The organism is Mycolicibacterium pulveris (assembly GCF_010725725.1).
GTDB classification, from domain to species: Bacteria; Actinomycetota; Actinomycetes; order Mycobacteriales; family Mycobacteriaceae; genus Mycobacterium; species Mycobacterium pulveris.
In genome coordinates, this window is the sequence record NZ_AP022599.1 from 799021 (window position 1) to 824936 (window position 25916).

Sequence of the window (25916 nt, forward strand, 5' to 3'; positions counted from 1 at the left end):
CTAGAGATTATCGGGCCGCCACACCGTGCTCCCCGAGCGCCCAGGTCAGCGCGTCACGCCACGGCCGCAGCGGGGTCAGCCCGGCTGCGGCCGACCGCCGTCCGGACAGCGCCGAGTACGCCGGGCGCGGCGCGGGGCGCGGGTGTTGATCCGATCCGACCGGTCGTACCCGGGCCGGATCGGCGCCGACGGCCTCGAACACGGCCTGGGCCTGTTCGAACCGGCTGGCCTCGCCTTCGTTGGCGGCGTGCAGCACCGGCGCGTCGATGTCGCCGTCGGCGACCTCAAGCAGCGCGGCGACCAGGTCACCGGCGTACGTCGGGGAGCCGACCTGATCGGCCACCGCCTCGACGGGCTGGTCGCCGGCGGCGCGTCGGCGCATCACGGCCACGAAGTCGCCGCCGTCGCCGCCTTCGTACACCCACGACGTCCGGACGACGTGGGCATCGGGCATGACCTCGAGCACGGCCCTCTCCCCGGCCAGCTTGGTGCGCCCGTACACGCTCAGTGGGCCGGTCTCGTCGTCGATCTCATAGGGGCGCCGCTGTGTGCCGGAAAACACATAGTCGGTGGAGATGTGGATGAGCCGGGCGCCCGCAGTCGCGCAGGCGCGTGCGAGGTTTCCCGGGCCGGTGGCGTTGACGGCCTGTGCGCGTTCGGGATCGGCTTCGGCGGCGTCGACCTTGGTGTAGGCGGCGCAGTTGATCACCACGTCACCGGGTGCGATGACACGCGCCACCGCGGCAGGGTCGGTGATGTCGCACTGCGACGACGTCAACGCCAGCACATCGCCGCCCTGAAGGCGGCCCTGAGCTGCCAAGACGCGACCCACCATGCCGCCGGCCCCGGGAATAACGATTCGGTGCGAGGTACGCTTCGCCACGGTCTCGAGTCTGGCGCGCCGACGCGCGCTACCGCGGTTGCGGCGGTCTCGCAAGTAGCCTGGGCTGATGCCCGCGCGCACGCTTCGTGTCATCGCCGTGTCTGCGGCATTGTTGATCGTGATCGGCACCGGCGCCGCCTGGGGCAAGATCCGCGCGTTCGAGGCGGGCATCAACCACATCTCCCCGATCGCGCTCGGCGAGGGCGGCGAAGACGGTGCGATCGACATCCTGCTGGTCGGTATGGACAGCCGCACCGACGCCCACGGCAACCCGTTGTCGCAGGAAGAGCTGGCCATGCTGCGCGCAGGCGACGACGAAGCCACCAACACCGACACCATCATCCTGGTGCGGGTGCCCAACAACGGTAAGTCCGCGACGGCGATCTCGATCCCTCGCGACTCCTACGTGGCCGCACCCGGGGTGGGCAAGATGAAGATCAACGGTGTGTACGGTTCGGTACATCTCGAAAAGTTGAAGGACCTCGTCGAGGTCAAGGGCATGGACCCCGCGGAGGCCGAGCCGCTGGCCGCGGAGGCCGGACGCGAGGCGCTGATCAAGACCGTCGCCAACCTCACCGGTGTCACCGTCGACCACTACGCCGAGATCGGGCTGCTCGGCTTCTCGTTGATCACCGACGCCCTGGGCGGTGTCGATGTCTGCCTGAAAGAAGCTGTGTACGAACCTCTCTCAGGTGCCGACTTTCCGGCGGGCTGGCAGAAGCTCAACGGCCCGCAGGCATTGAGCTTCGTCCGGCAGCGCCACGATCTGCCACGCGGCGACCTCGACCGGGTCACCCGCCAGCAGGCGGTCATGGCTTCGCTTGCGCACAAGGTGATCTCGGGTAAGACGTTGTCCAGCCCGGCGACGCTGAACCGGCTGGAGGATGCCGTGCAACGCTCGGTGGTGCTGTCCGACGGTTGGGACGTAATGGAATTCGCCGAGCAACTGCAGAACCTCGCGGCCGGCAACGTGGCCTTCGCCACCATCCCGTGGTTGCAGGAGAACGGGTGGAGCGACGACGGTATGCAGAGCGTGGTGCGGGTGGACCCGACCGCGGTCAAGGAGTGGGTGGCCGGCCTGCTGACCGAACAGGACGAGGGCAAGACCGAGGAGCTCGCGTACACCCCGGACAAGACCACCGTCGACGTCATCAACGCCACCGACGTAAACGGCCTGGCCGCGGCGGTCTCCCAGGTGCTGGCCAACAAGGGGTTCACCCGGGGCATCACCGGCAACCACGAAGGCGCCCCGCCGGCCAGCAGCCAGGTGCAGGCGGCGACCAGCGACGACCTTGGCGCCCAAGCGGTTTCCCGGGACCTCGGCGACCTGCCCGTCGTCGAGGATCCGTCGGTGGCGCCCGGCACCGTGCGGGTGGTGCTGGCCGACGACTACACCGGTCCCGGATCCGGCCTGGACGGCACCGATCCGTCGTTGAGCACTTTCGACACCCTCGCCGTCGGATCGACGGGCTCGACCGGCGCCACCCCGCCGTCCCCCACGATCATCACCGCGGGCTCCGACGACCCGCAGTGCGTCAACTAGCCGTGGCGACGGTCAGTTCGGCGATCCTCGATCCGCTGATGGCGGCCGATCCGGCGGGCCCGCGCATCACGTATTACGACGACGCGACCGGCGAGCGCATCGAATTGTCAACGGCCACATTGGCGAACTGGGCCGCCAAGACCGGCAACCTGCTGCGCGACGAGCTGGGGGCCGGATCCGCGAGCCGGGTCGCGGTGCTGTTGCCGCCGCACTGGCAGACCGCCGCGGTGCTGTTCGGCATCTGGTGGATCGGTGCGGAAGTGGTGCTGGGGCCCGGTGATGCCGACGTCGCGCTGTGTACCGGTGACCGGCTGTCCGAGGCCGACGCCGCCGTCGGTGTCGGCGAGGTCGTGGTGCTGTCGCTGGACCCGTTCGGCAAGCCGGCCGACGACGTTCCGGTCGGCGTGACCGACTACGCCACCGCGGTGCGGGTGCACGGCGACCAGATCGTCCCCGAGGCCGGCCCCGGCCCGGCGCTGAACGGGCGCCCGGTCGCCGACGTCCTGGGCGCGGCCCGGGCGTCGGCGCAAACGCAGGGACTGACCGCCCGCGACCGGGTGCTCTCCAGCGCCTCCTGGGACACCGCGGAGGCGCTGATCGACCACCTGCTGGCGCCGTTCGTGGTGGGGGCGTCGCTGGTGCAGGTGGCCAACCCGGATCCCGCCGCGCTCGACCGGCGCAGGCAGATGGAGAAGGTCACCAAGGGCTGACCGGTGCGGCCCGGGAAAATTTACGATTTCGCAAGCAACGATCGGCCGTCGGTGCCACGCTGGAACCCGTGATCGACAGGCGAGGGTTTCTCGTGCTGTCAGCCGGCGTCGCCGCCGGCGTCGTGGGCGCGTGCTCGTCACGGGCCGCCGCGCCTGCGCCGACCGAGCAAGCCGCAACCACGCCGGGCTTCGACATCGGCTTCACACCGGTGGAGACCGACGTCGACCTCGGCGGGGTTTCGGTGCGCACCTGGGCGTACGGCGATCGGGTGCCGGGGCCGGAGATCCGCATGCGCAAAGGGGAGCGGCTGCGCGCGCAGCTGACCAACAGGCTGCCCGCGCCCACCACCATCCACTGGCACGGCCTGGCCATTCCCAACCCGATGGACGGCGTCCCGGTGCTGACCCAGCCCGCGGTGCCGCCGGGCCAGGATTTCACCTACGAGTTCGTCGTGCCCGACGCGGGGACCTACTGGTACCACTCCCATGAAGGCACCCAGCTCGACCGCGGGCTCTACGGCCCCCTGATCATCGAGGATCCCGCCGACGGCGCCGACTACGACGACGAACTCGTCGTGGTCCTTGATGATTGGGTCGACGGCACCGGGCGCACCCCGGACCAGGTGCTGGCACAGCTGCGGAGCGCGGGCATGCCCGCCATGCCCGACCTGCCCGATGCGGGCATCACGCCGTCGACCCCGCTCGGCGACGACGGCGGCGACGTCACCTACCCGTACTACCTCATCAACGGCCGGGTGACAGCGGACCCGCAGGTAGTGGATTACCGTGCCGGACAACGGATCCGGTTGCGTGTCATCAACGCGGGCTCAGACACCGCGTTTCAGGTCGGGGTGCCCAACCACCGCATGCACGTCATCGCGACCGACGGGTTCCCGGTGCAGCCGGTCGACACCGACTCCGTGATCCTGGGGATGGGTGAGCGCGTCGACGCGATCGTCACGCTGCAGGAGTCGGTACCGGTGCTCGCGGCGGCCTACCGCAAGGACGGCTACGCCCGGCTCAACATGCGCGTCGACAACAAGACCGGGACCGGCAACGCCGACGAGTACATCGCGACGATGCGGACCCAGGCTCCGCTGGACACCGCGACGCTGACCGCCACGCCGGAGGTGAACCTGCCCGCGGGTGCCCCGGATCAGACCATCGACATGCGCCTGGCCGGCCCGGTCGACGGCTACAACTGGACGATCAACGGAAAGCGCTACGACCCGCCCAACGACGGCTACCCGGTCCAGCCCAACCAGCGCGTGCGGATCCGCTACGTCAACGAGTCGAAGATGTTTCACCCCATGCACTTGCACGGGCACACGTTCCAGGTGATGACCGCGTCGGGTCCGCTGGCCAGGAAGGACACCGTGCTGGTCGCGCCGCTGCGGACGGTCGAGATCGACTTCGACACCGACAACCCCGGGCGGTGGATCACCCACTGCCACAACACCTATCACCTCGAGGCCGGCATGGCCACGTTCGTCGAGTACGCCTGACCCCCGAGCGCGGTTGTGCGGTTTCATACGCAACGCGCCGGGAGGCGCGTATGAGGATGCACAGTCGCGGCTATTTCAGCAGGGCCCGCGACATCACCACCCGTTGAATCTGGTTGGTGCCCTCGTAGATCTGGGTGATCTTGGCGTCGCGCATGAACCGTTCGACGGGAAAGTCGGTGGTGTAGCCGTAGCCGCCGAACAACTGGACCGCGTCGGTGGTGACCTCCATCGCCACGTCGGAGGCAAAGCACTTCGACGCCGAGGAGATGAACCCGAGGTCGGGTTCGTTGCGTTCGGCGCGTGCGGCGGCGGTGTAGACCATCAGCCGGGCCGCTTCGATCTTCATCGCCATGTCGGCGAGCATGAACTGCACGGCCTGGAAGTCGGCGATCCGCTTGCCGAACTGCTTGCGCTCCTTGACATATCCGATCGAGGCGTCCAGGGCGCCCTGGGCGATGCCGACGGCCTGCGCCCCGATGGTCGGGCGGGTGTGGTCCAGGGTGGCCAACGCGGTCTTGAAGCCGGTGCCCTCCTCGCCGATGATGCGGTCGGCCGGAATGCGGCAGTCCTCGAAATACAGTTCGGTGGTGGGCGATCCCTTGATGCCCATCTTCTTCTCCTTGGCGCCGACGGAGAACCCCGGGTCGTCCTTGTGCACGACGAACGCCGAGATACCGTTGGCGCCCTTGTCCGGATCCGTCACCGCCATCACCGTGTACCACGTCGAGTGGCCACCGTTGGAGATCCAGCACTTGGCGCCGTTGAGCACCCACTCGTCGCCGTCACGACGCGCCCGCGTGCGAATGGACGCCGCATCACTGCCGGCCTCCCGCTCCGACAGCGCATACGACGCCACCGCATCACCGGAGGCGATCGAGGGCAGCACCTGCTTCTTGAGTTCCTCGCTGCCGCGCATCAACAAGCCCATCGTGCCCAGCTTGTTGCAGATCGGAATCAGTGACGACGACGCGCACACCCGCGCCACCTCCTCGATGACGATGCACGCCGCCACCGAGTCACCGCCCTGTCCGCCGTACTCCTCGGGGATGTGGATGGCCGCCATCCCGGAACCGGTCAGCGCCGCCAGCGCCTCGTCGGTGTAGCGGGCCTTCTCGTCGACGTCCGCGGCGTGCGGCGCGATCTCCTTCTCACACAGGTCACGAAGCACCGACCGCAACTCGTTGTGCTCGTCGGACAGCTTGAAAACGTCGAAAGACGGGTTGCCAATCGCCATCGAGAACTCCTTGCTACTCGCCGGTAACTTTACCCACGCCGCACCGGCGTGACGCTCACCGGGCCGATCCGCCCCGACCCGAGACGACCTGCAGGCCGCGCACCATTTCACGGTACGTGCGGTGATACAGCGACCGGATCGTCGCGCTGCGGCGCAACAGATCCACCGCGCCCTGCGGCGCGACCAGACCCACGTCGTGCCCGGCGAACACCGATTCGCCGGTCGCCAGCCGCAGCCTGCCACTGACGGCGGACTCCACCTCGGCCCGGTACAGCAGGCAGTAATCGGGCTGGGCGAAGAAGACCTTGTTGAACCCGATCAGAAACGGAGCCAGCTTGGCGCCCTGTTCCAGATAGCGCAGCGTTCCGACCGCGACACCGGGCCACTGCTGGTTGAAGACGTCGTCGGCGATGACGATGCCGCCGTCGGCGAGCGTGGCCTCGGCGAGTTTCATGTCGGAGAACACGATCTCGGCGGTGTGCCCGCCGTCGACGCTGAAGAGCCGGACGTCACCGCCCGCCAGCTCGCGCAGCCTCTCCGGCGGCAGCTTCGTCGAATCACCCTGATGGATCACGACGTCGTCCATCGACGACCACAAGTTCACGTTGCTGAGGAACTTCTGCAGATCACCGTGCCCCGACCCGTCGACGTTCAGCTCCTGATCGCCGAAGATGTCGATCGCGACCGCCTTCTCGCCGGAGCGCTGCAGCAACCGCAGGCCGATGAACAGCTTGCCGTGGTGCACACCGATCTCGGCGGCCGCACCCGAGACCTGCTTGGCCCGCTGCGCCGAGTTCAAGACGTCGAGCAGCAACAGCACCTCCGGCTGCAGAAAGCCGGTGACGATCCGATGCCCAATGGCCCGGTATCGTGCGAATTCACGTGACATCGGGTTGCAGCCTACTGCCCGAGCAGGCGCTCGCGAAGCGCTGCGTCCTTCTGCAGCACGCTGTCGTGCAACTGCGCCTGGAACCGCTCGACACGCTCACGCAGCGCCGCGTCGGATGCACCCAGAATCCGCACCGCCAGCAACCCCGCATTGCGGGCGCCGCCGATCGACACGGTGGCCACCGGCACGCCCGCGGGCATCTGCACGATCGACAGCAGCGAGTCCAGGCCGTCGAGCTTGGCCAGCGGCACCGGCACCCCGATCACCGGCAACGACGTCGCCGCGGCGACCATGCCGGGCAGATGCGCCGCTCCCCCCGCACCGGCGATGATCACCGCGATGCCGCGCCCCGCGGCGCTCTGCGCGTAGTCGAGCATGCGGGCCGGGGTGCGGTGTGCGGAGACGACGCCGACCTCGAACGGAACGTCGAACTCGGCGAGCGCCTCTGCGGCCTCCTGCATGACGGGCCAGTCGCTGTCGCTGCCCATGATCACACCGACCCGGGGTGCGGGGGTCGACCTCTGCTGCTCAGTGCGCGTCATGTGGGTCCCATCCGTCCGTCCATTCCGCATGCGACAACCAGTGCGCCGCCCTGGATGCGCGTTCCCGCACCTCGACGACGTACGCGTCGTCGTCCACCGAACCCGTGGCTTCGCCGATGATGTTGACATGACCGATCTTTCGGCCTGGCCGCTCCGACTTGCCGTAGAGGTGAACCTTGGCGTCGGGCATCCGCGCGAACAGGTGATGCAACCGCTCATCCATGCTTATCTGCGGGATCTGTTGTGCGCCAAGCACATTGGCCATCACGATAACCGGCGCGATCGGGGCGGTGTCGCCCAGCGGGTAGTCGAGCACCGCGCGCAGGTGTTGTTCGAACTGGCTGGTTCGGGCGCCGTCCATGGTCCAATGCCCGGAGTTGTGGGGGCGCATCGCGAGTTCGTTGACCAGCAGCCTGCCGTCGACCGTCTCGAAGAGTTCGACGGCCAACACCCCGACGACACCGAGTTCCTCGGCCAGTCGTAACCCCAATTGTGTTGCGGCGCTCTTGAGGTCATCGTCCAAATTAGGCGCGGGCGCGATCGCCTCGACGCAGATGCCGTCGCGTTGCACGGTCTGCACCACCGGCCACGCCGCCCCTTGACCGAACGGGGAGCGCGCCACCAACGCGGCCAGCTCGCGCCGCATCTCGACCTTTTCCTCGACGAGCACGGCCGCCCCGGCCGCCAGGTGCCGCTCTGCGGCGTCGCGCGCGTCGGCGACGTCACGCGCCAGCGTCACACCGCGGCCGTCGTAGCCGCCGCGTGCGGTCTTGACCACGAGCGGGGCACCGACACGGGCGGCGAACGCATCGACGTCGGCGGGCCCGGCGACGGCCGCGAACCGTGGCACCGGCGCGTCCAGCGCCTCCAACCGCCGGCGCATCACCAGTTTGTCCTGCGCGTGGATCAGCGCCGACGGCGGCGGCGCCACGTTCACCCCGTCGGCCAGCAGCTTCTCCAGCAGCTCGGTGGGCACGTGTTCGTGGTCGAAGGTCAGCACGTCGGCGCCGTCGGCCGCGCGGCGCAGCGCGTCGAGGTCGGTGTGCGCGCCGATCACCACATCGGGGCTGACCTGCGCGGCCGGGTCGTCGGCGGAGACGGCCAGCACCCGCAGCGTCTGGCCCAGCGCGATCGCGGCCTGATGGGTCATCCTGGCCAGTTGCCCGCCACCGATCATGGTCACCAGCGGGGGCCCGCTCGAGGTTCGCGACACGCCCTTATCGTGTCATGGCCCCGGTCGGCCGCCTCGCCTGCCTTACGGCCGCTAACCAGCGCGGCTACGCGTCGGTAGCGGGATTTCCGTAGACTGCCCTTTTGTGTCCTTTACCGATGCCACGATCGCGCGGCTGCCCCGCCCGATTCGCCCGTACCTGGAACGGCATCACGAACTGATCAAGTTCGCGATTGTGGGCGCGACCACATTCGTCATCGACTCCGCGGTGTTCTACACGCTCAAGCTGACCGTGCTGGAGCCCAAACCCGTCACGGCGAAGATCATCGCGGGCATCGTCGCGGTGATAGCGTCCTACATCCTCAACCGCGAATGGAGCTTCCGCGACCGGGGCGGCCGAGAACGCCACCACGAGGCGCTGATGTTCTTCGGAGTCAGCGGCGTCGGAGTGGTGCTGAGCATGGCGCCGCTGTGGTTCTCCAGTTACGTGCTGATGCTGCGGGTGCCCGAGGTCAGCCTGACCGTGGAGAACATCGCCGACTTCGTCTCCGCCTACATCATCGGCAACCTGTTGCAGATGGCGTTCCGGTTCTGGGCGTTCCGGCGCTGGGTCTTTCCTGACGAGTTCGGTCGCAACCCCGACAAGGCCATCGAATCGGCCCTCACCGACGGCGGGATCGCAGAGGCGCTGGAGGACCACGCGGAACACGTGCGCGGCATCGGCTCTGCGGCTGGCTCCCTCAACGGTTCTGCTACCGGCGCTGCTACCGGCAACGTCACCCCGTTGCGCCGCCCCAACCGGCGCGCCAGGCGGCTGGATCAGCTCGGCGACTCCTCCGAGCCCAGCGTGTCGAAGACTTCGTGATACAGCAGCGAGTGCACTCGTTCCACTCGCGGGATGTCGTAGAACTCCAGCGGATCCTGCGACGCTGACTCGATGATCAGCGTGCCGGTGCGCAGCATCCGGTCGACCAGCCCGTGCCGGAACTCGACGCTGTTGACCCGGGCCAGCGGGATGTCGATGCCCGACCGCGTCAACACGCCGTGACGAAACATCACCCGCCGGTCGGTGATGACGAAATGCGTTGTCCACCAGTTGAGGAACGGCCAGAGCGTCAGCCATCCGACGATCACCAGCCAGACGGCGGCGATCACGATGAGCACGACGTTGCGCGCGGTGGGGTCCCATCCGGTCTGGTTGACGTAGCCGGCGCCGAACGCCGCCAACGCGGTGGCCACCAGCAGGATCAGGATCGGCCCGATCAGCCGCTTCCAGTGCGGATGGCGGTGCAGCACCACCTGTTCGTCGGTGGCCAGCACGTTGTCCGGATATCCCATGACGAGAACCTTAAGGCGATTTGGGCGTGTTTTGTCCTGCTGAGCGTGACCAAACGCACCGAAATCGCTATGAGGCCGGGCGCAGGTGCACGATGTCGCCCGCGGACACCCGCGTCGGGCTCCCGTCGGCGTCGATGACCAACCTGCCCTGCTCGTCGATGTCGGCGGCCAGCCCGACGATCTCGGCGCCGCCCGGCAGCATCGCGCGCACGGTCATCCCGAGGGTCAGGCTGCGGGCTCGGTAGTCGGCGATCAGGCCGGGGTCGACGCCGCCGGAACGCCGCCACGAGTCGATGCGACGGCCCAGTTCGTGCAGTACGCGCCGGGTCAACTCCTGGCGGTCCGGCGCGGGCACCCCGAGTTCGACCAGCGAGGTGACGCCGGGCACCCCGATCTCGGCGCCGCGCAGCGAGACGTTGAGCCCGATGCCGACCACCACCGCATGGCGGGCCGGGGCGACCTCGGCGAGGATCCCCGCCAGCTTGCCGCCGTCGGCGAGCACGTCGTTGGGCCACTTCAGGCCCGCAGGCACACCGGTGTCGGCGACCGCGTCGACGATCGCCACGCCGGTCGCCAGCGGCAACCATCCCCAGGCTTGGCTGGGCACCGAGGCGGCGTCGACGCCGACGGACATGGTGATCTGCGCGTACGGCACCGCCGACCAGCTTCGGCCCTGCCTGCCGCGTCCGGCGGTCTGGTGCTCGGCGATCAGCACGGCGCCGTCGATGGCCTCGCCGCCGTCCGCGCGGGCGATCAGGTCGGCGTTGGTGGAGCCGGTTTCGGCCACCACGTCGATGCGACGCCACAGCGGCGATACGCCGATGACGCTGTCGCGCAGCGTCGCCTCGTCGAGCGGAACCCGGTCAGCAGTCATCGGGCGCTTGTCTGCCTGCGAACCGGTCACCGATCCAGTCGAGCATCTCGATCGCGTCGGCGGGGTTGTGTCCCCCTTCGGGATCGAACTCGATCGACACCACCCCACCGAGCGCGCATGCTTCCTCGATCGCAGCCCTGGTCCACTCGGCGTCGATGAACGGGTCCTTCCCGCCGTAGAACACGTAAAGCGGTGCCGACAAAGGCTTTTGGGGCAGCGCCCAGTCTTCGAGCAACCCCCGCAGCCGGTCGGCCGCCTGCGCGGTCTTGGGAATGAACTCTCGCGGCCCGATCCGTTGGATCGCCGCGGCGCGGCGGTAGGCGCCTTCTTCGGTGCAGTCCGACAGCGCGTCCCAGTGGCGCGCGGCCTCGAAGTGGCGGTAGTCGTCGCGGTTGAGATCGGGATGCAGCCGCGCCAGCGACTCGACCACCGCGTGCATGACGGGCCGCTGCTCGACGGTCAAAGTGCCCTCCTCGGCCTTCGCCACGATTCCGGAGATGTCGGCGGCCGGCGCCGACGCGACGGCCCCGACCAGGTTCAGTTCCGGCGCGTAACCCCGCGCCTGTTCGTCAGCGGCCCACGCTGCGGCGCCACCCTGGGAGTCGCCCAGCGCCGCCCATCGGTCGGACACGTCATCGAAGGTGTTGCGCAGGGCCCGCACCGCGTCGATCATGTTCAGCCCCGCCGTGCGGGCATCCGAATACGGGTGCACGCCCTTGACGCCGAGCCCTTGATAGTCGGGCAGCGCGACGGCGTAGCCCCGCTGGGTGAGCACCCGGACCACGTTGACGAGGTTCAGCAGGGACGGCGACAGCGACGGCCCGCATACCGGATCGATGCCCAGCGTGCCGTGCCCGAACGCCAGCACCGGCCACCCGCCCTCCGGCGCGTCGTCCAGCGGGGTGAAGACCGATCCCGACACCACGGTCGCCGCCCCGGTGTCCCCGGAGGTGGAGCGGTAGACCACCCGGGCCGCCCGCAGCCCTCGCCCCTCCACGGTGCGGGTGACGCCCGGCATCGTGGTCGCCGACACCAACGACCCCGCGCCGGTGGCTGAGGTGTCGGCAGAGTCGATCGGCACCGGAGGTCCGCCCGAGGACGGAAACTGGTTCAGCACGCGGATCGCGAGCATCGTGGCGATCGGCCGCAACGGCACGATGACCAGCGCACCCAGCACGACGGCCACCAGTGCGACGGCCACGACCAGCACCGCGGTGCGCGTCGGGCCGCTGCGTTGGCTCGGCATGGATCTCCTGCTCAGGTGGTCGTCGCGCGCCACGGATGGCGGCGGGACCATCCTATTCAGCGAACATCACCGCGACGGCTCCGGGCGACCCGGTGCGCGCGGGCCGCTTTTTGCAGCGACTCATTGCGTGCCGCGAATATTTTTGCGGTGAGGATCGCACCAATAATTATAAATGGGCGTCAATTATTTCTTTTGTGCGTTGCTGGATGCCGACAGCGCGGCGCGCGGATATTTCGGAATATGGATAGCTGACGGGCGTTGATCAGTACGCGCCGGAGCCGGCGGCGACCGTCCGGATGGTCTTGGCGGCGATCAGCAGGTCGTTGGTGATCGACCAGTTCTCCACGTAGGACAGATCCAGCCGCACCGAGTCCTCCCAGGACAGATCGGAGCGGCCGCTCACCTGCCACAGCCCGGTGATTCCCGGCAGCACCAGCAGGCGGCGGCGAACCTGGTCGGTGTAGGTGTCGACCTCCCGGCGCAACGGCGGGCGCGGCCCCACCACGCTCATGTCGCGGCGCAGCACGTTGATGAACTGGGGTAGCTCGTCGATGCTGTATCGACGCAGGAACCTGCCCACCTTGGTGACGCGCGGGTCTTCGCGGATCTTGAACAGCACACCGCCGACGCTCTCGTTGATGTCCAGCAGCCGCTCGAGTTCCTTGTCGGCCCCCTCGACCATGGTGCGGAACTTGAGCATCTGGAACGGCCGGCCGTCCAGGCCGATGCGCTCGGACCGGTAGATCACCGGACCCCTGCTGGTCAGTTTGATCGCCAGCGCGGCAAGCAGCATCACCGGCAGCGCGCAGGTCAGAACCGTGATCGACACGCAGACGTCGAAGGCCCGTTTCTGCAGTTTCTTGGTCCCGCTGTACTGGGGCTTCTCGACGTGGATCAACGGCAGCCCGGCCACCGGACGCATCGTCAGGCGAGGGCCTGCGACGTCGACAACGCCCGGCGAGACCACGAGGTCGACGCCGAGTTTGTCCATCTCCCAGGACAACTCGCGCACCCCTTCGGGGCCGAAGTGGTCGGTGGTGGTCAACGCCACGGTGTCGGCGTCGGTTTTCAGGATCGCGTCGTGCACGTGGTGTTCGTCGCCGAATACCGGCAGCGCGCCGACACCGGGCACCTCCAGCGTGCCGCCGCCTGTCCGGCCGGTCAGGCATACCCCGACCACCGCGAATCCGTAGGACCAACCGCGCGTGAGCGACTGCACCAGGCTGCGTACCGCCCGCACGTCGCCGACCGCGATCACGTTCTGCACGCACTTGCCCTGGCGACGTTGTCCGGCCAGCACCCGCCGACACAGGCTGCGGCTGCCCAACAGCGCGAGCAGACCGAGGGGAAGGGCCACCGCGAGGTAGCCACGCGCGTATTCCGGGCGAAAGATCATCAGCCCGACGGCGATCACGCCGACGGTTGCCAGCGTCGCGGAGAACACGCGGCGGTACTCCTCCACACCGGCACCGACGATGCGGGGTGAGCGGGTGCGGTAGGCCGCCAGCAAGGCCAGCCACGTCCCCCCGACGATGAACGAAAGCAGCGAGTAGTAGGAGAAGACCCAGAAGTACGCCCCGTGGGGCATCGCCTCGGGTGCGCCGAGCCTGACGAACTGGGCTGCGACGAGGGAGAGCCCGACGACGACGACGTCGCTGACGATCAGTGCGAGCCGGTAGGACTTCTGCCACGGCGCACGGGGCGCGGTACCGATCTTGGTCAAGCGAGGCTTAGCGGGGGTGTAAGCCTCTTCAGCCACGAACACGGCTAGGCATTCCTCCTAAGCTTTGCTGATGGCTATCGGCCCCCCGACCAATCGCGAGCGCGTATTTACTATGTCAAAGTTTGCCCGAGTCCGCTACCCATATGAGGAATTAGCTGGTCAGCGGCGAGTGTCTCGCCGCGCCGTCTTCGCGAAGCCGGCAAATCCATATGTACCCAAAACCGTGCCGCGCAAGCAGCGAAAACCGATGCGTCCCGGGCACCGGCGCGACACGTCCGCACCCCGGTGGGGCTCGCCGATGACGTCAGCCGGATGCGTACCGCGCCAGCTGGTCGGTTCGCATCCGGCGGTATTCGTGCCACATGTCGTGCCCCATCTGCCGCAACCCCGCGCCGTTGTAGTGCCGGTCGGTCTCGGAGTTGACCGACTTGCGCGGTCCGGGAATGAACGCCGTGCCGGGCACCCGGTCGGGCGTGTCGACGTGCACGGCATGGATCTTCGAATAATCGCGGCCGCTGAGCTCCATCTCCTCTGGCGCCATCCCGCCCAACAACACCGGCAGGTCCGCTCCGTAGCGCGCGCGCAGGTCCTCGATCAGGGAGTCGAGCTTGGCCTGATACACCGGGGCGGCGGTCAGCGGAACGTCGCTTTCGCCCTGATGCCACAGCACCGCGGCCACCTCGCTGCCCGGATGGGTCGTCAGCGCCTTGTCGATGGCGGCCACCGCGCGCCGGTAGAGGTTGACCCGGGTGCGGGTGTCGGCGGGATCCCAGGTGTAGCCGTTCTTCGGGGTGAACGACGTGTCACCGCGCGCGCCCGGGACGAGAAGCACCGTGCGTCCGGTCTCGTCGGCCAGATGCTTGGCGAACGTCAGCCCGAAACCCACACCCTTACCGGGGATCTCATGGATGAGCGGCTCAACGGCCAACACGGCCTCACCCTTGGACGGCCCGCACATCGCCCACTGATGGACGCGGGGATGCGGTCGGTCCTGGCCGTTCAGATCGAGCCCACGGCCCATGCCGAACGCGTTCGACTGGCCCAGCACCGGCACGATCAGGTAACCGCGCTCGGGGGGCGTGACGTCGATTCCCTTCGGGGCGAGCATGCGCAGCACCACGCATTTGGTCTCGGTCAGCGCCCGCCGCCACAGCGGCCAGTCGCCGTCAGGTCCCTGGTGCGGCAGAGGTGCACTCATTTGCCACCGGCTTTCCTGCGAATCTGTCTGTCAGCCAGGCATATTGGGAGCTGATGTCCACGTTGCCGTGTCCCGCTTGCGGCTGTAGGTCCCACACGACCGGGCCCCCGAGCGCGCAGGCCCGTGCGATCGCGTCGGTGATCCACTGGGCGTCGATGTATTCGTCGCGGCCGCCGTAGGAGACCGACAGCGGCGCCGTGAGCGGCTGCTGCGGCAGTGCCCACTGGCGCAGCAGCTCGCGCAACCGTTCGGCGGCCCGCGGTGTCTTCGGTGCCAAGTCGCCCGGCGCAAGCGCCTCCGCGGCCTCCTTGCGGTCCAGCCCCTTGGCGCCCGAACACGACGACAGCACGTCCCAGTATTCGGCGGCGGCGCCGCTGCGGAAGTCGTCCCGGTTGAGATCGGGGTGCAGCCGCGCCAGCGTCTCGACCACCGACTGAAACGCCGGACGTTGGTAGTACGTCAACGTGTGCTCCTGCGCCTTGTCGACGAGGCCGGTGACGTCGACGGCCGGAACCATCGCAACCACGCCGACCAGGTCGAGTTCGGGTGCGTAGGCGCCCGACTGCTCCCCTGCGGCCCAGACCGCACCGCCGCCCTGTGACCCGCCAAGCGCGGCCCACTTGTGGGAGATGTCGTCGAAGGTGTGGCGCAGTGCGCGCACCGAGTCGATGATGTTGAGCCCCGCGGTCTTGGCGTCGAGGTAGGGATGGATGCCCGGCGCGCCGAGCCCCTGGTAGTCGGCGAAGGCGACGGCGTAACCCTTCCGCACCAGCCCGACCACCATGGAGGACATGCCCAGCAGTGAGTCGGACAGCGACGGCGCGCAGGGCTCGTCGATACCAGTCGTGCCGTGCCCGAACGCCACCACCGGCCAGCCCTCTTGTGGGGCAGCGCCTTTGGGGGTGTACACCGATCCGGAGACGACGGTCGGCTCGCCGGTGTCGCCGTTGGTGGAGTGGTACACCACGCGGGCGGCGTTGAACTCGCTTCCCGCCTTGCTGCGGCTGAGACCCGGCATCGTCATGGCGCTGATCAGGTCACCGGGTGCCGACCCGCCGAGGTGCGCGGTCGGGATCGGCTCGGCGTCCGAGCGGGCGGCCGACGCGGCGCCACGGTCGAAGACGTCGGTGCCGACCGCCCACGCCACCGCCCCTGCGACCAGAACCACCGCTGCCGCGACGGCGAGCCCGACCCGCAGTCGGCCCATCAGCGCCACCTGTACCGGTACCGTCGGGCGATGTTCATCGCGGGCTTCTCCACGCTGTAGTAGGTGACGGCGGATACGGCCAGCGTAACCGCAAGCACCACAACGATGTTCAGGCACATCGCGCCCAGTGAGTCGCCTGCCAGCAGGCCGAACCGGTGCAGCATCAACATCGTCGGGAAGTGCAGCAGATACAGCGACAACGACACCTTACCGACGAACTGGAACGGAGCCAGTTCGAGGCCCTCGCCGATCCTCGAACGCTGGCCACACGACAGCGGTGCGACGATCACCAGAATCGCCAGCGCCGAGGCGATCGCTACTCCGCTGGTGCCGAACATGTTGCCGAGCGCGATCAGCGCGAACGACACACCCAGCACCACGGGCAGCGCCAGCGCCGACACCGGCCGGACCCGCCGCGCCGCCGCCTCCCGCACCGTGCCGTTTTCGATCGCCACGACGACGATCGCGGCCAGCATGCCGAACGCGAAGTTGTCGGCGTTGACCAGGAAACTCCTCAGATACACCGAAACCCAGTTCGGGCCCCACTGCATCATCTCCGGGTCGGCCACCCCGAAGTAGTTGCTCACCACGGGCAGCAACAGCTTTCCGACGAAACCGATGACGATAAAGAGCACCGGCAGGCTCGCGGCCAACAGCAAGGGACGCATGGCCGTTCGGCGGCGCATCGTGAACAACACCACGGCGGCCAGCGGCAGCGACGCATAGAAGGCGAACTCCAGGGTCAGCGACCACGACGGGTTCAGCCCGGTGAAGACATACTCGGGGATGTAGGTCTGCACCAGGGTCAGGTTGGCCAGCAGCTGCCAGGGATCGGTGATGGTGCCGGTGCCCGCGTCGGTGCCGAGAGCCTGCTCGGTCGGGTTCTCTACGTACACCACGCCGAAGACGTAGTTGCACAGCAAGAAGATGACGAGGTAGCCGGGCACGATGCGGGCGAACCGGTGGATCGCGAAGTTGCGTGCGCTGGGAGCTGTTGCCACCGCGGCGTCTTCGGTCAATCGCCGCACGTAGGGCAGGAACAACAGAAAGCCGCTGAGCACGAAGAAGAAGATCAGGCTCATGCCGACGATCCCGATCTTCGTCTGCGCTGCGGTGTTCGGCGAGAAGTTGCCCGCCACGTGCATGACGGCGACCCCGACGGCCGACAGTCCGCGTGCGCCGTCCAGGCCGATGATGCGCCCGGTGGTGCGGGCCGCCGGCTTCGATGACAACCGGTCCGCGGTGTCCCGTGGCTTGATCGTCATTGCGGCGCCCCCATCGGGGCCAGGCCGAGACAGCTGTCGGGTGCCGGCTCCCCGCGGAACCGCGCGTTGACCCAGCCGAAGGCCGAGGAGACGTCGATGGCGGCGTGGCCCTTGTCCGGTTGCAGCTGGATGTCGATCACATCGCCCATCCCGCAGGCCGCCCGCAACGCGTGCTCGGTCCATGCCTGCGGCACCAATGCATCCTCACCGCCGAAGAGGACCAGCATCGGAGCGCTCGTCGGGTGCTGGGGCAGGCTCATGCGCTGCAGATGCGCGCGCAGCGTGTCGAGCGCCTGCGGTGTGCTCGGCACAAGATCGGCACCCGACAGCTGCAGTGTCAGCCCGGCGCGCTCGGCCGCCTCCGGCCCGTCGCACGCAATCAATGTGTCCCAGTTGTCTTTTACGAACCCCCGCCGGTAGTCGTCGAGTGGGAAATCCGGATACGCCCGGTGCAGCGTTTCGAGGAGCACCACCAGCGCGGGCATCTGTTCGGCGGTCAGCTGCCCACCGGCCGCCGCGTCGGCGAAACCGGTGATGTCGGCCGCGGGCGACACGCTCACCGTGCCCAGCAGCGCGAGGCCGGCGCCGTAGCTTGCCGCCAGCTCGTTGGCCGCCCAGGTAGCCTGCCCGCCTTGGGACACCCCGATCGCCACCCAGCGTTCGGACGCCTCGGGAACCAGGTGGCGGGCGGCCTTCACCGAGTCGATCACGTTGTAGCCGGCCGTCGTCGAATCGAGGTAGGGGTGGTAGCCGCCGTCGTCACCGCTGTCGACGCCCAGACCCTGATAGTCCGGCACGGTGACGACGAACCCGGCGTTGACGAGCGCGGTCACCACGTTCGACGTGCCGAGCAGCGTCGGCGACAGCGACGGCGCACAGTCGGATTCGATGCCGGTGGTGGCGTGCGCGTACACGACGATCGGCCAACCACCTTCGGGCGGTTCGCCTTTCGGGACGAACACGCTGCCGCTGACCTGGGTGAGACCGCCGGTGATGCCCGAGGTCGACGTGTACTCGACGCGCGCGGCCAACGAGCTCAGAGCGCGCAGCCTGCGGTCGATGGTCGGGAAGGAGTGGGCCTCCGACAGCGCCCCCGGCGCTTCGCCTGCGGCGCTGTAGTCGGCGTCGAGGCGCATACCGGTCATCGCCGAGGGTGCCTGCGCGGAAGTGTGGTCGGCGCAACCCGATACGATGGCGCCCGCCGCGAAGACAAGGCCGGCCAGCGCGATGCCCGCAGTGTTGAGGTGCCCGCGGATCATCGATCTCGTCCCGTGAGCACCTCGTCGACGACATGGTCGAGTTGCCGGGCGCCGTGCATGCGGTCCCTGAGCAGTCCGTACGCCAGCACCAACAGGGCACTGAGCACGAACCCCAACGCGCCTGCGGCAATGACGAACTGCCACACCGAGCCCTGCCGGACCGCGGGTTCGGCCGCGTCGACGACGACCAGTTCGGCGCTCCCGGTGTCGACCGCGGCCATCTCCTTGGTCAGCGCGACGAGGTTGTGCGTGACGGTGTCGGCGGTCCGTTGGGTCAGGTCGGGGTCGCCGCCGGCCACCACCACCTCCAACAGCACGGAGTTCCTGCCCACCACGGTGATTCGAGACGCCAGCTCAGCCGGGCTGGTCTTCAGGTCCAACCGCTCGATGGTGCGCACCGTCACCTGCCGGCTGCGGGCCAGCTGCTGGGTGGTGACATTTCGGGAAAGCGAGTTCAGGTGACCGTAATAGGCATCCACCGGGGTGGCGCCGCCGGGCGTCACGGCGAAGACCCGTGCCGTCGAGGTGTACGCGGGCGGGGTGCTCTGCCAGGCGAGCCAACCGGCCCCCGCCGACAACGCGGTCGCGCACAGCAGCACGACCCAGCCGTTGGCGAGCAGTCTCAGATAGTCCCGTATCCGGGGCACGTTGGCGGGTGGCCTCACGTCGCACCCACGCAGATGTCGGCGGGCCGTTGTCCGTCGAATCGTGCTCTCAGCCAGTGCAGCGACGACTGAATGATCAGTTCGTTGGTGGTCGTCGTGTCCCCGATCCGGCGATTCACGACGATGGGATCGCCTTTGGCGCAGGCGTCTTTCACCGCGAGCGCGACGCCCGCCTGCGGCACCAGCGGATCATGGGTGCCATAGACCACCAGCACGGGGGCGGGGGGCGCCGGGGACGGCCCCGGCAGGGCCAGCGCGCTGAGCGCGTCACGCAACGCCGAGGCGGCGGCGTCGTCGCGTGGACGCAGATCCTGCGGGCCCAGCTGCGACGCGAGCCGCTGCGCCTCCGCGGGGTCCGCGGGCGCGCACGAGGTCAATTCATCCCAATGGTCGCTCGCCGGACCCGATCGGTAGGCGTCCAGGTCGAGGCTGGGCAGTTCCTGCGACAGGCCCTGCAGTATCACCATGAGCAGCCGGTACTGGTTCTGACTGAGGTTGCCGTTCATCGCGATGTCGACCAACGGCGAAAGGTCGGCGTACGGGGAGAGGGCCACGGCTCCGACAAGGTTGAGCCCCGCACCGTGGTCAACGGCTCGAATGGCCGAAGCCCAAGCCGCCAGTCCGCCTTGGCCACTGCCGTAGGCCGCCCAGTCGGTGCTGGCGTCGGGCAGCACCCGGCGCGCGGCTCGCACACCGTCGATCATGTTGTTGCCCAAGGCCACCCAGTCCAATGGGGCATGCTGGGGACCCGACACACCCAGCCCCTGAAAGTCGGGCATCATCACCATGTAGCCGCGGTTGAGCATCACCGTCATCGCGGACGCGTAGCCGCCGAGGCCCCTGGCCAGCGACGGCGCACAGTTCTGCGTCACGCCGGTCAGCGTGTGCCCGAACGCGATGATCGGCCATCCGCCCTTGGGGGCCTTGCCCGCCGGGACCGCGACCACACCGGAGACGTCGGCTGGTTGACCGGCGGTGGTGGTGGAGCGGTACACCACCCGGACGGCCGAAACTCCGGCGTCGGTGAAGTAGTCGTTGGCGGCCAGCGGTTTGACCTCCACGAGCGATCCGGGGCCGTCGTCGGTCATATCCGGCGGCGGCAACTCCGTCGCCCCGACGAACGGCGGTGTCAGCGTGCGCGGGGGCCGGTTGTAGTCGGCCGGCGGCTGCGGTGGGCTCGGCGCACAGCCGGCCAGGACCGACAGCACGCCGACGGCGGCCACCACAAGCCGCAAGCCCACTAGCCGCTGCCTCCGTGCCGAGACCGGCTGCTTGCTCCCATCGCGGCGTCGCCGTTGGCGCGGCGGGAGTCACCGGATCCGACGAGCTGACCCTTCTGGGGCGCCACGGTGTCGGTGTCCACGGAGCGGGCACCGGCGGCGCGCTCACGCCCGGCGGAACGCTGCGCCGAATCGCGCTGCGCCTGCTTGTGGTGTCGGCGCCTGAGGCGCCCGCCGACACGCTCGAACGTCGCCACCGTGCCGATCAGGGCGACGTTGGCGGTCTCGAGCGCTTGGATCGCTCGGCGCAGCGCCGAGCTGGTGGTGGATCCGATGCGCGCCAACAGGATCGCGCCGTCACACAACGCGCCGACGTTGGCGCCGTCGGCGTAGTGCTCCAGCGGCGGGGTGTCGACGACGATGTAGTCGAAGTTGCGGGCGAGTTCGTCGAACATGGCGGCCGCGCGGTCGTTGGCCCACATCTCGCCGGGCCGCGTCGCCTTGGGACCGGCGGGCAGCAGCGCGATGGCGTGCGCGCCGACCGGGATCTCGCCGATCACCGCTTCGGCCAGCGCGTGCTCCCCGGCGATCACCGTGCTCACTCCCCGGTTCATGGCGCGGGCGCGCCGCTGATCGTCGAGGCCCAACCGGTCGGCGAGGTCCCCGCCGCGCAGGTCACCGTCGACGACGACGACCGACCGCCCGGACTCTGCGAGCGCGGCCGCCAGGTCGATGGCGACCGTGGTGCGCCCGTCGCCGGTGGATGGGCTCGTCACCGCGATGCGGCGCGGTGGGGCGCCGCTGCCTGGCGGGACGGCGAACCGCAGGTTGGTGCGCAGTTCGCGCACCCGCTCGGCGTAGAGCTCGTTGCCGTCGAGATCGACGACGGTGGTCGTGGGCCGGGCCGGTTCGGCGGGCAGTGCCCCGAGCAGGTGGGTACCGACGGCTCCCTCCACCGAGTCACGGCCGCGCAACCGTTTGTCGACGATGCCTGCCAGCACGGCGACGACGATGCCGAGCACCAGACCGATGAGCGCGCCGAGCGCGATCATGGTGAGCAGCCCTAGGCCCGTCGGCGCCGTCGGGTAGGTGGCCTCGTCGACCACGACAAGGCCGGCGGCGGGGCTGCCGCCCCGGCGCGAGGTCTCCAGCTCGCTGACCAGGCCGACCAGTTGGTCAGCAACCGCGTTGGTGTAGGTCTGCGCCTGCGCGGGGTCGGGGTCGGTGACGCTCACATCGAGCAGCACGGTCTTCTCACCGGGCATCGCGGTGACCTTCGAGCGCAACTCCCCGGGTGAGATCGGGGCCTTCAACTGGTCCACCGCCCGCGCCGCTACTTGTTCGCTGGACGCCAGGTCGGCGTACGAGTAGACACGTTCCTGGGAGAAGAGGTTGTTCTGGTACGCCTCGGTGACCGAAGTCCCGTTCTGCGTTGCTACGAACAGGCGCGCGGTCGACTGATATTCGGGTGTCAGTAAAAGTGTGGCCGCGTAGCCGCCGGCGCCACCCACGAGCGTCAGGGCCACGATTAGCCACCAGTACCTGCGGAAAATGCGCAGGTATTCCATGATCTCCAAGATCGGCCCTTTCAAAAGCGCGCCGCAAACAAACCTTCAAACAAGCACAGAGTAGCGGTTGCTCCCGCGGTTCGCGCTATTGCACCTGAGGGGGCTGGCTGGTATCCCGCCGGCGAAGCTGTCACCATTGTCTGCGTGACGCCCCGTCAGAGTCTGATCGGCAAATCCATGTTAGCCCTTGCGGCGATCGCAATCTGTCCGCTCGTGGCGTGGGTCGCGTTCGGGCACGGCACGCTTGTCACGTACGCCGTGATCGGCCTGCTTGGCCTGATCATCGGGGTGTACATCGGTTTGCGGCATCCGTTGTGGCTGTTTTGGGCGACGGCCGCGGTGATCGGCGGATTGCCGTTCGGATACTTCCCCGGCGTGCATATCCCGCTGTACCTGCTGTTCGCGGCCGGGGCGGTGCTGGCGGCGATAATTCATCCCAGCCAGCGAACTCGACTCAGCACCCTCGAAATAACCATTTTGGCGTTGCTGGTTGCGTCGGCAATTTCCGTCGTCGGCACCGGGGTCAGCGTTCCGGCGGTGTTGCTGTATGCGAAGTGGGGGATCGCCACAGCGGCTGCAATAGCGTTGCTGAGACTGTCCCGCGAGAACCTGGCCAGGTTCGGCAGGATCTTCGTCTACGCCGCGTCGGCCAACGCCTTCGTGGGGATCCTCATGGCGACGGTGGACCAGCAGCAGCGCCTGCTGAAACCGCTGCAGATCTTCGGCTACGGCGTGGGCGCGGGGCTGCGCGAGCAGACTGCGCTGTACGTCTACTCCAACGAGGGCGGCACGATCGGCAGGACGCTGCGGCTGGGCGGCACCTGGGTGCTGCCCAACAGCGCCGGGCTGGCGTTGGCGACCGCGTTGATCATCTGCCTCGTCCTGTTCGCCGGCTGGCGCAGGGCCGTGATGTCGACCGTAATCGTGGTGGCGCTGCTGCTCACACTGAGCCGCAGCATGATCTTCTCCGTCGCGGTCGGGTTGCTGCTGGTGCTGCTCTTCCACAGCATGCGCGCCCGCGACCGTCAGATCGCGCTCGGGTTGATCGGTGTCGGCGCCGCGGCCGCCCTGCTGACCCCGATGATCCGCGACCGCATCTTCTCCACGTTCGCCGACGAGGACACCGGCCGGGAGGCCCGTGCCGACTCGATCGCGGACTTCCCGCATCGCATGTCGGGTCACTGGCTGTTCGGCCTCGGGTGGGACCGACCCGAGTTCCGCAGCGGCCAGCTGGCCCAGTCGCTCAACTACGTCTCCAACGCCCCGCTGTTGACGGTCTACCGCGGCGGCATCATCACGGGGCTGGTGTTCGTCACCGTCCTCGTCGTCGGCTGCGTGATGGCCTACCGGGCGCTGCGCTCGCCGTCGCTACCTCATGCCGTCTACGGCGGGGTGTTCATCGGCATCGCGGTGGTGTCGGCCAACCTGCAGCAGTCGGTCGTCGACATGCCGCAGATGACGCTGACCTTCTCGATCTTGCTGGCGTTCCTCGTCTACGTCGACCAGACCCGGCACGAGCCGCTCACCGACGCCCGCACATCACCCGAATTGGCAAGGTCGTTCACCTGACCGCGGGTCACGCCGCGACGGTCTCGGCGCGCAGCAGAGCCGCAACCGCGCGGTGGGGCCGCCGCTGTTGCCAGCGTTGCCTGTTGACGTCGTAGAGCCGGTCGCCGTCGGCCACGGCAGCGGGCCGGTCGAGAAGATAGCGACGGCACTCGGCGACGAAACTGTCCTCATCGTCGTGGGTTTGCAGTCCGTACATGGAGCCCAGGTCGCCGATCGCGGCGGTGGTGCCCACCACCGGCAGTCCCATCCGGATCGCGTCGAGGATCTTGACCCGCACGCCCCCTCCCGTCTTGATGGGGGCCACCAGCGCCCGGCAGGTTCCGAGGAACGCGGAGAGGTCCTCGACGAAGCCGAGATCGCGCACGCCGGCGGGGTAGACCGGATCGGGCGCACCCGGTTTCTTCTTGCCGATGACGCACAGCTCGGCATCGGAGATGCCCGCGCAGATCCTCGGCCACAAGGCCAGCGTGTGCAGGAACGCCTCCTGGTTGGGCGGCCAGTCCCGCAGCCCCATGAACACGAGCCGGCGCGGGGTCCGTGCCACGTCGACCTGGCGCACCGGCGGCAGGGACACGTCGAGCCATCGTGCCCCGAAAATCCCGTTGGCGCGGTAGAACTCGGCTTCCGGCGCGTCATAGGTGCCGACGGCATCGGCAGCCCTGGCGATCCGGATCTCGTCGCGGCGCAGCCGGGGTGCCTCGATCCGGCCCAGCACGCCGCGGCTGGCCCGCCACACCAGCGCCTCGGAGATATTGGTGTTGACGACCAGGCGCGCGCGACCGAACTTGGCGCTGCGCAGGAAGGATTCGGCCATGTAGCTGTGCTCCGCGACGAAGACGTCGGCGTCACACGCCTCGATCGCGGCGACCAGGTCGTCGGTGTCGAACCGGACGTGAACCAGGCTGCGCCGCTTGCGAATCGAATCCACCAGCAGTCGGGCCGGTCGGATCTTGGGCTTCGGCAGCCGTTTCAGCGGAAGGTCGCCTGGCAGCGTGGTCGAGCCCGTCTGCGCGGACAGGCACAGCCCGGACACCTCGAATTCGTCGGCGGCCAGCCCCATGAGCAGCTGCCCGAGCTCGACGTCACCCGCCCGCTCCGTCACCGGGTCTTTCGACAGCAGAAACGTCACCTTGGTCGTTGGCCGGCCGTCTGCCATGCCGTCCCTTTCCATAGATCGCCAGCGTGAAGATGAGCAGCAGCACCGCGTCGCTGACCGACGTCGTTATCGCGGCGCCCACCGCCCCGAGGTGGGCGAGCACCGCCAACAGCCCGAACTTGACCGGCACCAACCCGATCACCGCCGTCATCCGAACCATGTCGCGACGCTGGGCGTAGAGCACGAACTGAAAGACCATGATGATCGTGCGGAACGCGCAGTAGGCCGCCATGACGATCATCGCGACGGCCAGTTCGTTCGGTGCGGGCGAGATCAGCAGCACGATCCCGATGACCAGGACCAGCAGCCCGCCGCCCGCGCCGATCGCCAGGGTGTATTTGAGCGGCGGGCCGGTCGACAGCGCTCCGCCGCTGTCACGCAGCGTCTGCGCGTATGTGGTGCCGAACGCCTGCCCCACATAGCAGATCGCGGAAGCGACCACCCAGGTCAGGTTGTAGTAGCCGACGACCGTGGTGTCGGTGAGCCAGCCCAGCAGCAGCACATCGCCAGCGAGAAAGGCTGACGTGCCGAGCATTTCACCGGCAAGCACGAGAATGGTGCGCGGCGGACCGGGCAGCTGGGGCCGGTGGCCGCGCACGGTGAATGCCGCCAGCGCCGCGATCACCACGTAGGGCAGGCAGTACGCGATGCTGGCGCCCAGCAGCGTCGGATGCATGCCCATCACCGACGCGCCGAACAGATACGCGCAACCCGCCACCACGCTGCCGACCTGCCTGGTGGTGTCGATTCTCGACGTCACGTGCGGGTCGCCTTGACGCATGGCGCGCGCCTTGTACGCGCCGACGATCAGCTCGCCGCCGGCCACCGTGACGCCGAACCACGCGATGTAGTTGAGCGGCAGGAAGCACTGGCCCAGCACCATGAGCCCGAGACCGAGCAGGTACCGGCCGGCGCGCTCGCGCAGGAAGTCCTCCTCGGGTTCGCGCACCGCGCGCACCACGTAGGGGTTGCTCAGCGTCTGGCCGAGCACCGACATCAGCGCGAAACCCAGGCTGTACAGGCCGTAGTCGCTGATCCCGAGCTGATGGATCAACGCCACCGTCCACACCAGGCCGGTGCCGCGACCACCGTAGACGTACAGCATCGACACCACCGTCTTGGCGGATCGGCGGGGTGCGGCCCTTGGCATG

General features: G+C 68.6%; 23 protein-coding genes. 5 read left to right on the plus strand and 18 right to left on the minus strand.

Annotation, left to right across the window (positions count from 1 at the left end; all coding sequences use genetic code 11):
• Positions 1-7: 7 nt before the first annotated feature.
• Positions 8-883 (minus strand): dTDP-4-dehydrorhamnose reductase, encoded by an 876-nt coding sequence (rfbD, locus tag G6N28_RS04150; RefSeq protein ID WP_264072548.1) that lies wholly within the window; start codon positions 881-883, stop codon positions 8-10.
• 67 nt (positions 884-950) lie between these two features.
• Between rfbD and G6N28_RS04155 the strand changes: the two genes are divergently transcribed.
• Genes G6N28_RS04155 through G6N28_RS04165 form a run of 3 tightly spaced genes read left to right on the plus strand, consistent with a single transcriptional unit; the run spans position 951 to position 4641 of the window.
• A complete protein-coding gene (locus G6N28_RS04155) occupies positions 951-2426 on the plus strand; it encodes an LCP family protein (RefSeq protein WP_163897255.1) in 1476 nt (491 codons plus the stop codon).
• Positions 2427-2428: 2 nt separating this feature from the next.
• The gene (locus G6N28_RS04160; protein WP_179962167.1) at positions 2429-3136 is read left to right on the plus strand and encodes a TIGR03089 family protein; all 708 of its coding nucleotides are present in this window, start codon (positions 2429-2431) and stop codon (positions 3134-3136) included.
• 59 nt (positions 3137-3195) lie between these two features.
• Positions 3196-4641: a multicopper oxidase family protein gene (locus G6N28_RS04165; protein WP_276000959.1), complete on the plus strand. Its 1446-nt coding sequence runs from the start codon at positions 3196-3198 to the stop codon at positions 4639-4641.
• Positions 4642-4711: 70 nt separating this feature from the next.
• On the opposite strand, the gene G6N28_RS04170 is transcribed toward G6N28_RS04165, so the two are convergent.
• Genes G6N28_RS04170 through G6N28_RS04185 form a run of 4 tightly spaced genes read right to left on the minus strand, consistent with a single transcriptional unit; the run spans position 4712 to position 8519 of the window.
• A complete protein-coding gene (locus G6N28_RS04170; RefSeq protein ID WP_163897261.1) occupies positions 4712-5875 on the minus strand; it encodes an acyl-CoA dehydrogenase in 1164 nt (387 codons plus the stop codon).
• A 55-nt stretch (positions 5876-5930) separates the two neighbouring features.
• Positions 5931-6764 carry a class I SAM-dependent methyltransferase gene (locus tag G6N28_RS04175; RefSeq protein WP_163897263.1) on the minus strand — a complete coding sequence of 278 codons (834 nt, stop codon included), beginning with the start codon at positions 6762-6764 and terminating at the stop codon, positions 5931-5933.
• Positions 6765-6775: 11 nt separating this feature from the next.
• Complete coding sequence (gene purE, locus G6N28_RS04180; protein ID WP_163897265.1) at positions 6776-7306, minus strand: 5-(carboxyamino)imidazole ribonucleotide mutase; 531 nt, start codon at positions 7304-7306, stop codon at positions 6776-6778.
• Complete coding sequence (locus tag G6N28_RS04185; RefSeq protein ID WP_264072546.1) at positions 7293-8519, minus strand: 5-(carboxyamino)imidazole ribonucleotide synthase; 1227 nt, start codon at positions 8517-8519, stop codon at positions 7293-7295. The genes purE and G6N28_RS04185 overlap by 14 nt, the downstream gene beginning before the upstream one ends.
• Before the next feature lie 103 nt (positions 8520-8622).
• Here G6N28_RS04185 and G6N28_RS04190 point away from each other — a divergent pair, with 103 nt between their 5' ends.
• Entirely contained in the window at positions 8623-9342 is a 720-nt protein-coding gene (locus tag G6N28_RS04190) for a GtrA family protein (protein ID WP_163897267.1), read from the plus strand.
• On the opposite strand, the gene G6N28_RS04195 is transcribed toward G6N28_RS04190, so the two are convergent.
• The 11 genes from G6N28_RS04195 to G6N28_RS04245 form a co-directional block, all read right to left on the minus strand.
• Entirely contained in the window at positions 9297-9815 is a 519-nt protein-coding gene (locus G6N28_RS04195; RefSeq protein ID WP_163897269.1) for a PH domain-containing protein, read from the minus strand. The genes G6N28_RS04190 and G6N28_RS04195 overlap by 46 nt on opposite strands.
• 67 nt (positions 9816-9882) lie before the next feature.
• Positions 9883-10689, minus strand: a complete 807-nt coding sequence (locus G6N28_RS04200; protein ID WP_163897271.1) for a biotin--[acetyl-CoA-carboxylase] ligase — start codon at positions 10687-10689, stop codon at positions 9883-9885.
• On the minus strand, positions 10679-11935 hold the full coding sequence (locus tag G6N28_RS04205) for a lipase family protein (protein ID WP_163897273.1): 1257 nt from the start codon (positions 11933-11935) through the stop codon (positions 10679-10681). The genes G6N28_RS04200 and G6N28_RS04205 overlap by 11 nt, the downstream gene beginning before the upstream one ends.
• 262 nt (positions 11936-12197) lie before the next feature.
• Positions 12198-13658 (minus strand): sugar transferase, encoded by a 1461-nt coding sequence (locus G6N28_RS04210; protein ID WP_163897275.1) that lies wholly within the window; start codon positions 13656-13658, stop codon positions 12198-12200.
• Between the two features lie 304 nt (positions 13659-13962).
• A complete protein-coding gene (locus G6N28_RS04215) occupies positions 13963-14856 on the minus strand; it encodes a sialate O-acetylesterase (protein WP_163897277.1) in 894 nt (297 codons plus the stop codon).
• The gene (locus G6N28_RS04220) at positions 14825-16063 is read right to left on the minus strand and encodes a lipase family protein (protein ID WP_235674457.1); all 1239 of its coding nucleotides are present in this window, start codon (positions 16061-16063) and stop codon (positions 14825-14827) included. Before G6N28_RS04220 ends, G6N28_RS04215 begins: the two co-directional genes overlap by 32 nt.
• Complete coding sequence (locus tag G6N28_RS04225) at positions 16063-17328, minus strand: acyltransferase family protein (RefSeq protein ID WP_163897280.1); 1266 nt, start codon at positions 17326-17328, stop codon at positions 16063-16065. The genes G6N28_RS04220 and G6N28_RS04225 overlap by 1 nt, the downstream gene beginning before the upstream one ends.
• On the minus strand, positions 17325-18587 hold the full coding sequence (locus tag G6N28_RS04230) for an alpha/beta fold hydrolase (protein ID WP_235674458.1): 1263 nt from the start codon (positions 18585-18587) through the stop codon (positions 17325-17327). The genes G6N28_RS04225 and G6N28_RS04230 overlap by 4 nt, the downstream gene beginning before the upstream one ends.
• Positions 18584-19252, minus strand: a complete 669-nt coding sequence (locus G6N28_RS04235; protein ID WP_163897281.1) for a YveK family protein — start codon at positions 19250-19252, stop codon at positions 18584-18586. The genes G6N28_RS04230 and G6N28_RS04235 overlap by 4 nt, the downstream gene beginning before the upstream one ends.
• Positions 19249-20493 carry a lipase family protein gene (locus tag G6N28_RS04240; RefSeq protein WP_163897284.1) on the minus strand — a complete coding sequence of 415 codons (1245 nt, stop codon included), beginning with the start codon at positions 20491-20493 and terminating at the stop codon, positions 19249-19251. The genes G6N28_RS04235 and G6N28_RS04240 overlap by 4 nt, the downstream gene beginning before the upstream one ends.
• Positions 20493-22040 carry a tyrosine-protein kinase domain-containing protein gene (locus G6N28_RS04245; RefSeq protein ID WP_264072574.1) on the minus strand — a complete coding sequence of 516 codons (1548 nt, stop codon included), beginning with the start codon at positions 22038-22040 and terminating at the stop codon, positions 20493-20495. Before G6N28_RS04245 ends, G6N28_RS04240 begins: the two co-directional genes overlap by 1 nt.
• A 213-nt stretch (positions 22041-22253) precedes the next feature.
• On the opposite strand from G6N28_RS04245, the gene G6N28_RS04250 reads away from it, so the two are divergent.
• Positions 22254-23609 (plus strand): O-antigen ligase family protein, encoded by a 1356-nt coding sequence (locus tag G6N28_RS04250; protein ID WP_163897288.1) that lies wholly within the window; start codon positions 22254-22256, stop codon positions 23607-23609.
• 7 nt (positions 23610-23616) lie between these two features.
• Here the strand turns inward: G6N28_RS04250 and G6N28_RS04255 are convergent, their stop codons facing one another.
• Positions 23617-24765 carry a glycosyltransferase gene (locus G6N28_RS04255; RefSeq protein WP_163897290.1) on the minus strand — a complete coding sequence of 383 codons (1149 nt, stop codon included), beginning with the start codon at positions 24763-24765 and terminating at the stop codon, positions 23617-23619.
• Positions 24692-25915, minus strand: coding sequence for a lipopolysaccharide biosynthesis protein (locus G6N28_RS04260; protein WP_163897292.1), 1224 nt, complete (start codon positions 25913-25915; stop codon positions 24692-24694). The genes G6N28_RS04255 and G6N28_RS04260 overlap by 74 nt, the downstream gene beginning before the upstream one ends.
• Position 25916: the final 1 nt, after the last annotated feature.